At 69.0% G+C, this 6260-nt stretch carries 5 protein-coding genes, 3 tRNA genes and 1 pseudogene; 6 read left to right on the top strand and 3 right to left on the bottom strand.

The features are described 5' to 3' along the window. A pseudogene (locus tag B7X32_RS17275) lies at positions 1–155 on the bottom strand (hypoxanthine phosphoribosyltransferase); the annotation flags it as partial. Positions 156–275: 120 nt separating this feature from the next. Between B7X32_RS17275 and B7X32_RS17270 the strand changes: the two are divergent. Continuing rightward, on the top strand, positions 276–893 hold the full coding sequence (locus tag B7X32_RS17270; RefSeq protein WP_292722415.1) for a DUF937 domain-containing protein: 618 nt from the start codon (positions 276–278) through the stop codon (positions 891–893). Positions 894–1602: 709 nt separating this feature from the next. On the opposite strand, the gene tilS is transcribed toward B7X32_RS17270, so the two are convergent. Further along, on the bottom strand, positions 1603–2592 hold the full coding sequence (tilS, locus tag B7X32_RS17265) for a tRNA lysidine(34) synthetase TilS (protein WP_292722412.1): 990 nt from the start codon (positions 2590–2592) through the stop codon (positions 1603–1605). A gap of 120 nt (positions 2593–2712) precedes the next feature. Here tilS and ppa point away from each other — a divergent pair, with 120 nt between their 5' ends. Then, on the top strand, positions 2713–3204 hold the full coding sequence (gene ppa, locus B7X32_RS17260) for an inorganic diphosphatase (RefSeq protein ID WP_105688269.1): 492 nt from the start codon (positions 2713–2715) through the stop codon (positions 3202–3204). Positions 3205–3279: 75 nt separating this feature from the next. Here ppa and B7X32_RS17255 read toward each other — a convergent pair whose 3' ends face one another. Continuing rightward, positions 3280–4668 carry a M23 family metallopeptidase gene (locus B7X32_RS17255; RefSeq protein ID WP_292722406.1) on the bottom strand — a complete coding sequence of 463 codons (1389 nt, stop codon included), beginning with the start codon at positions 4666–4668 and terminating at the stop codon, positions 3280–3282. 256 nt (positions 4669–4924) lie between these two features. On the opposite strand from B7X32_RS17255, the gene B7X32_RS17250 reads away from it, so the two are divergent. From B7X32_RS17250 to B7X32_RS17235, 4 genes are all read left to right on the top strand, one after another. Further along, a tRNA-Glu gene (locus tag B7X32_RS17250) sits at positions 4925–4997 on the top strand. Between the two features lie 27 nt (positions 4998–5024). Further along, positions 5025–5098, top strand: a tRNA-Asp gene (locus tag B7X32_RS17245). A gap of 78 nt (positions 5099–5176) precedes the next feature. Continuing rightward, positions 5177–5249 (top strand) — tRNA-Phe (locus B7X32_RS17240). 266 nt (positions 5250–5515) lie between these two features. Next, positions 5516–6166, top strand: a complete 651-nt coding sequence (locus B7X32_RS17235) for a hypothetical protein (protein ID WP_292722404.1) — start codon at positions 5516–5518, stop codon at positions 6164–6166. Positions 6167–6260 lie beyond the last annotated feature (94 nt).

Genomic DNA, 6260 nt, shown 5'->3' with positions numbered 1-6260 from the left:
ACCATGACGGCGCCCTTGAGCACTCCGACCAGGAGCAGATCCTTGCCCGCGTAGTCCTCGGCGACCCGCGCCGCGAGCTCGTCGAGCTTGGTGCGGATCTCCTCCTCTGTGACGAGGATGTCGGTCAGGTCGTCGGGGATGTCCGCAGCGCGCATGGATCGATTTTACGCGACCGGATCCGTTCTCCCGCAGGCGACCCGTGCCCGCTACTGTGAGCGGAGAGGCGGGGTGGCGCTTGGGGGAACCGAGCCCCCGTCGCGGACGGAAGGAGTCCCATGGACATCGACGAGATCCTCAACCAGGTGCCGATCGGCGACATCGCGCAGAAGCTCGGCGTCAGCGAGGACGTCGCGCGGCAGGCGGTGCAGGAGGGCGGCGCGGCGCTGCTCGGAGGCCTCGCCAAGAACGCCGAGACCACGGAGGGCTCCTCTGCGATCGAGGCGGCGCTCGCGAAGCACGACGGCTTCTCCGGTGCAGCCTCGATCGACGACATCGACGAGGCCGATGGTCAGAAGATCGTGTCGCACGTGTTCGGCGACAACGCAGACCAGGTCGCCCAGACCCTGACCAGCGAGCAGAAGACGGCCGGCATCGACTTCGGCAAGCTGCTCCCGATCCTCGCCCCGATCGTGATGGGCCTCATCGCGAACAGCCAGAAGGGCTCGGCCGGCGGCAGCGGCGGCGGGCTCGGCGACATCCTGGGCGGCCTCCTCGGCGGCGGCCAGCAGCAGGGCTCGAGTTCGGGCTCGGCGTCGGGCGGTGGCGGCCTCGGCGACATCCTCGGCGGACTCGGCGGCCTGTTCGGCGGCGGTCAGCAGGGCTCCTCCGCGGGCGGCGCGGGCGGCATCGACATCGGCGGCCTGATCGGCGGCCTCCTCGGCGGCAAGAAGTAGCTCGACCCCGAGACGCGGCTCCCCTCGGGGCCGCGTCTCGTCGTGTCAGGGGGACCTGCTCCGCGGGGCGACCTGCCCGGACCTGCCCGGATCCCGCACGGACTTGCCCGGATTCGCCGGGAGCCCCCGAGTGCACGAGATCCTGCCGAGCGCACGGCCTGTTCACGCCAGGACACGGTGCACTCGACAACAACCCGTGCCCTCGCGGGCACGGATCCGCCCAACAAACGGCCTATTCACCCCACGCCCCGCCGCGACCCGCCGCGACCCGCCGAATGCACGAGAACCTGCCGAACGCACGGCCTATTCACGCCAAGAAGCGGTGCTCTCGACAACAACCCGTGCCCTCGCGGGCGCGGATCCGCCCAACGCACGACCTGTTCATGCCACGCCCCGCCCGGACCCGCCGAAAGCACGGGAACCTGCCGAACGCACGGCTCGTTCGCGCCAGGAAGCGGTGCACTCGACAACAACCCGTGCCCTCGCGGACGCGGATCCGCCGAACGCACGGCCTATCCACCCCGCGCCCCGCGGCGACCCGCCGAATGCACGGGAACCTGCCGAACGCACGGCCTATCCACCCCGCGCCCAGCCCGGCCCGCCGAGTGCACGGGATCTTGCCGAACGCACGGCTCGTTCGCGCCAAGACGCGGTGCACTCGACAACAACCCGTGCCCTCGCGAGCGCGGATCCAGGGATCCGCCGTCGCCTAGCGCGCGGCGAAGACGATCCGGCCGCCGATGCGGGCGGCCGTGCAGCCGGGCAGATCGAGCGGGCCCTGGCCCGACCAGTCGGTCACCAGACGCGCGACCTCCACCGTCTGCGCGCGGGTCAGGCCGACACCGAACTCGCTCTGCACGACCAGGCGGATCACGCGGTTGCGCAGGGCCGCGGGGTTCGCGGCGAGCGCCGCGGCGCTGACGGAGATCCCCGCTTCGGCATGCTCCACGATGTCCTCGATGGTCTCGTGGATCATCTCGTCGAACGCCTCCGCGTCCTCGCGCAGCTGCTCGGCCGTGCGGGCGAGCGCCTCGGCGATGCCCGGCCCGAGCTCGGCCTCGAGCACCGGCAGCACGCGCTCACGAGCACGCACGCGCAGGTAGCGGGGATCGGCGTTGTGCGGGTCGCTCCAGGGGTCGAGCCCCTCCGCGGCGCAGGCGGCGCGCGTCGTCTCGCGCCGCACCGCGAGGAGCGGACGGATCCACGTCGTGCCGTCCTCGTCGATCCGCACCGGCGCCATGCCCTGCAGGCTGCCGGCGCCGGATCCGCGGGACAGACCCAGCAGCACCGTCTCCGCCTGGTCGTCGAGCGTGTGCCCGAGCAGGACCGGCGCGCTGTCCCGCTGCGCGACCCGGCGCAGCGCGGCGTAGCGGGCGGCGCGCGCATCGGCTTCCGGTCCCTCTCCGGAGTCGGCGACGACGACGCGTTCCACGATCGCGTCGATGCCGAGCGCAGAGGCCTTCGCGGCGGCCTCGGCGGCGACCCGCTCCGAGGCGTCCTGCAGCCCGTGGTCGGCCGTCACGCTCCGCACGCGGATCCCCGCGGCGCGCGCCTCGAACGCGGCGGCGGCGGCCAGCGCCAGAGAGTCGGCGCCCCCCGAGAGCGCCACGATCACCGTGGTCGGCGGTTCGGGCAGCGCGGCCAGCGCGGCGCGCACCGCACGGCGGATCTCGGCGACGGCGGGAGAGAGGGACGGCACGCTCTCACGCTACCCGGGTCGGGCGTCGCGCCCCTCGTCCCTGGCGCCGACGGGCGCTCATGGGCGCGCGCAAGTAGGCTGGTGCGCGGCATCCAACCGTCTTTCCTGAGGAGTACACGCATGGGCGCACACGACGCCGTCATCGAGATCCCGCGCGGCAGCCGCGTGAAGTACGAGGTCGACCACGAGACCGGACGAGTGCACCTCGACCGCGTGCTCTACACGACCTTCGGCTACCCGGCCGACTACGGCTACTTCGACAACACCCTCGGCGAGGACGGCGACCCGCTGGACGTGCTGGTGCTGCTCGACCAGGCCATCTTCCCCGGCGTCGTGGTGAATGTGCGCCCGGTGGCCGTGCTGAAGATGAGCGACGAGGCCGGAGGGGACGACAAGCTCGTCGCCGTGCTCAGCAAGGACCCGCGCTGGTCGCACATCCAGGACCTGGGCGACCTGGCCGAGTACACGAAGAAGGAGATCGCGCACTTCTTCGAGCACTACAAGGACCTCGAGCCCAACAAGTGGGTCAAGGTCGACGCGTGGGGCGACGCCGCCGAGGCGCAGCGGATCCTCGACGAGGCCATCGAGCGCTTCAAGAACGACGGTCACTGACCTTCGGACGCAGACGAAGAAGACCCCCGGTGCCGCTCAGCGGCCCGGGGGTCTTCTCATGAGGGGATCCGAGGATCAGCCCATGTAGACGCCCTGGTTCTGCATGAAGGTGATGGGGTTGATGGTGCTGCCCCACTGGTAGACCTCGAAGTGAAGGTGGCAGCCGAAGGAGCCACCGGTGTTGCCCGCATAGGCGATCACCTGCCCGGCGCTGACCCAGTCTCCCCCGCTGACGTTGTAGCCGCCGTTGAGGATGTGGCCGTAGCCCGTGGCGAGTCCGGTGCCGTCGCCGTTGTCGATCTTGATGTAGTTGCCGTAGCCGCCGTTCCAGCCGGCGTAGACGACGGTGCCGGAGTGCGCGGCGAAGATCGGGGAGCCGCAGCTGCCGTCGGCGAGGTCGACACCGGCGTGGAAGCTGGACGAGCAGCCCCAGTAGTCGCAGTCGGGCACGCGGTAGCCGTAGCCGGAGGACTGGTAGCCGCCGAACGGACGGACCCAGCCGCCGCTCCCGACCGAGCCGCCTCCGCTGTCGCCGCCGCCTCCGCCGCCGCCACCACCGCCGCCGTTCTGGCGAGCGGCTTCTTCGGCGGCCTGACGCTCCGCGGCGAGCTGCGCCTGCCGAGCGGCCTCTGCCGCGGCGCGTGCCGCCTCACCCGCCTGGTACTGCGCGACGGTCTTGGCCGTGGTGTCCTGCAGCGCGGCGAGCTGCGCCTGCAGCTGGCCGAGGTGCGTCTGCTGATCCGCGAGAGCCGCAGCGGCGGCCTGAGCCGCGGCCTGGGCCTTCTGCATCTTGTCTTCGGCGATCTTCGCAAGGCGGTCGCGCTCGGCCTTGGCCGCGGTGGCCTGATCCGTCAGCGACTGCGCGGTGTTCTTCGCCTCGAGGGCCTTGTCGTAGATCGCCTGGGTGCCGGAGAGCACGCGGTCCATCTGTCCGAGACGCTGCAACAGCTCGTCGGTGTTGGCGGTCGACTTCGAGAAGAACAGCTGCAGGGCCGTGGTGTCGCCGCCGTTGCGCGAGAGCTGCGCGGCGATCTGACCGGCCTTGCTGGCGGTGTCGTCCGCGACCTTCTTCTGGGTGTCGGCCTGCCCCTGCAGATCCGCCAGCCGGCGGGCCTGCGCGTCGAGCGCCTGCTGCGCGGCGAAGTACTCGTTGCCCGCGGCTTCGGCGGCGGCCTTGGTGTCGGCGACGTTCTGCGTCAGCGAGGCGATGAGCCCCTGGATGCGGCCGACCTCGTTCGCGGCGGCGTCCTCATTGGCCTTCGCCGCCTGCACGTCGTCCCAGCTGGGGTAGTCGTCGGCGTATGCCGCCGGAGCGCCGAGGAAGAGGCCAAGGATCAGCGCACCCACGGTGGCGATGCTGAGCGCGGCGCCGCTGCGACGGCGTCCTGGGCGCGCCGCGCGGGCACGCCGAACGAGCGACGTCCGTCCGGGTCGACGGTCGTCTTCGAGGTTCGGATGGTTCACCAGGCTCCCTTTCGCCGGTTTCACTCATGTCACACTAACAACATCAGCATCTTTCGCAACCCTCGGATCCCGCTCGGGATCGGGAATTCTTCGGGTCTTCATCTGCTGATCGTGCGTTCAGGGACGGGACGGGACCAACCTTCATTCTGCTCCCGGACACGCCCGGGATCCAGAGCGACGCGCTCTCGATTGGTGTTTTACTGCAGAAACCCCTTATGCTTGAGCGTCGGCAAGGGAACCCCCGAGGTTCGCCTCCGGCCCCATCGTTTAGCGGCCTAGGACGCCGCCCTTTCACGGCGGTAGCACGGGTTCGAATCCCGTTGGGGTCACTCTTTCCGATACAATTTCATAGTTCTGGCCCTGTAGCGCAGTTGGTTAGCGTGCCGCCCTGTCACGGCGGAGGTCGCGGGTTCAAGTCCCGTCAGGGTCGCTCCAAGCGACAGGCCTTTCCTCGGAAAGGCCTGTCGTCTAGGACGCAGGTCAGAAGCTTCCACCTTCGGGCTTGTGCGGCTCTGTAGCTCAGTTGGTAGAGCGTTCGACTGAAAATCGAAAGGTCACCGGATCGATGCCGGTCGGAGCCACAAGGCTGATCGTTACAATCAGCCCAGAAACCCTCGCGTAGCTTCTACATCGCGGGGGTTTCGCCTTTTACCCGGTGAGAGCAGATTTCTGTGCCGCTCCCCTGTGCCGTTCAGACCGGTCGTAGAGCGAGTGAAGCTCCCGGTTGTTGACCGAGCGCAGCGAGACGAAATGTCCGCCAGCGAAGGCTTGTGCCGGTTTTGTGCCGGCTAGCGATGTCGGCTCCCCTCCGTACCGTCGAATACAAGACGACAACGAGGGGGCTAACGTGTACGAGTCAACACGACCATGCGCTGGGTGCGGACAGTCAATCGATGCGGCATTCGCGCACTGCAACTACTGCGGCACCGCGCAGTTCACACCACAGGCACAGGCACAGGCACAGGCAGTTGCATCGACCGCGCAAGGCATTGCCATCGCTGGGAAGACGCGCGACATCCACATCACCCAGGGCAAGGGGTGGGACAGCCGGCCGACTGCAGACCATGAAAAGCACGGCACGCGCTTCGTCAGTCGCGCACTGGAGCTTGCGGCGAACCTCGCCACTGTGATCGGCCTCGCGGTGACTTTTGGGGGCGTCCTGATTGCACCGAATGGTGATGGTAAGCCGATCGTCATTGGGATTCTCGCGGCACTCACCGTGGGCGCCGCGCTGATTGCGGTGCCGCTGCTCACCGCCCGTATGAACGGCTGGGCAGTCGTTCGACTGGGATCACTCGTGCTTGGCACCGTTCGCAAGCGTGAAGACAACTACCGGCTCGAATGGATCAATCCCCGGCTCAAGTGCCCCCTGTGTCCCGCTGGTTCATCGCGAGGCATCATGACGCTGCAGCACTTCGAAAACGAGACCTGGTGGGTCTGCGCCGCCAATAGGAAGCATCACCGGTACATCTTCGATGGAACGCAGTACGTCGACTGAGCCTTGCTCACTCCTCTCGGCCTGCATCGCGGCGATGCGCCAACGGCTCAGGCTGCAGACCGTCCGCGACACCTTGGGCGCCGTCGGCCGTCGC

It is taken from the genome of Microbacterium sp. 13-71-7 (assembly GCF_002257455.1).
Lineage (GTDB): Bacteria > Actinomycetota > Actinomycetes > Actinomycetales > Microbacteriaceae > Microbacterium.
The sequence above is the reverse complement of the archived record's forward strand: the minus strand, read 5'-3'. Positions and strand labels throughout refer to the sequence as shown.